The 1,185-nt window shown below is 46.2% G+C and carries 1 protein-coding gene; it reads right to left on the minus strand.

What is annotated here, in order from left to right; translation table 11 throughout:
* On the minus strand, positions 1–1,182 hold a 1,182-nt coding region (locus A3738_RS05430; protein ID WP_304440069.1), incomplete at its 3' end, for an efflux RND transporter permease subunit.
* Positions 1,183–1,185: the final 3 nt, after the last annotated feature.

Consider the following 1,185-nt stretch of genomic DNA (forward strand, 5'->3'; position numbering starts at 1 on the left):
ACGGTTCGGACCAGCGCCATGCTTGATCGTTACAAACGACGACAATGGCACCATCTGCCCGTTACGATTACGAACTTTCAGACGCTCAAGCTGCGTTTCATCAACACGGAATTCCTTATCCGCCTGAACATTCACTTGATAAGTACGACCAAATAAATTCACGTCATTGACGTACACCGAGCCCATGTAAGCTTGCAAGGTATCGAAGATATCGGAGATCGCAACCCCGTGTACCTTCGCCTTTTCACGGTCTACATCAATCTCAAGTTGCGGTACATTCACTTGGAAGAATGAGAAAGTTTGCGTCAGCTCTGGCGTTTGCCACGCTTGCCCAACCACTTTCTGCGCTTCTTGGAAGAGCTGCTCATAACCCAAATTCGCTCGGTCCTGAATTTGGATTTTAAACCCACCTGTCGTCCCTAAACCAAGTACTGGTGGCGGAGGGAAGATAGCAACAAAAGCATCACTAATCACACCAAGTTGCATATTCAAGGCGCCAGCAATCGCGTCTGCACTTAACTCAGGACTTTGCCGCTCATCAAAAGGTTTCAAGCCAACGAAAACAATCCCTTCATTTGAAGAAATCGAGAATCCATTCGGTGACAAACCTGGGAAAGCGACCGACGATTCAACGCCAGGGTGCTCTAAGGCAATCGCTGACATTTGTTTGATCACTTCTTCGGTTCGATCTAAGCTCGCCGCATCAGGTAATTGTGCAAAAGCAATCAAATACATTTTATCTTGTTGCGGAACAAAGCCTGTTGGAGTCGTCTCAAACTGATGCTTAGTTAAAGCCATCAGTCCGGCATAAATCGCAAGAACAATGATCGACATCCGTACAATGATTTTAAGCAAAGACGTGTAGCCATTCGTTAGAGCACCAAAAAACTTGTTGAATGGTGCAAACACAAAGCGACCAAACACTGAATCGATCATACGCGACAGAATATCTTTCTTGGCATCATGCGGTTTCAGCAACGCCGCCGCTAAGGCAGGACTCAAGGTCAACGAGTTGAAGGTAGAAATAATGGTTGATATCGCTATCGTCAGCGCAAACTGCTTATAGAACTGACCTGATAAACCAGAAATAAATGCCGTTGGAATAAACACCGCACTTAACACTAAAGAGGTAGCGATGATCGGTCCGGTTACCTCTCGCATGGCCTGTTTGGTTGCCTCAATAGA

Source organism: Oleiphilus sp. HI0066 (genome assembly GCF_001635725.1).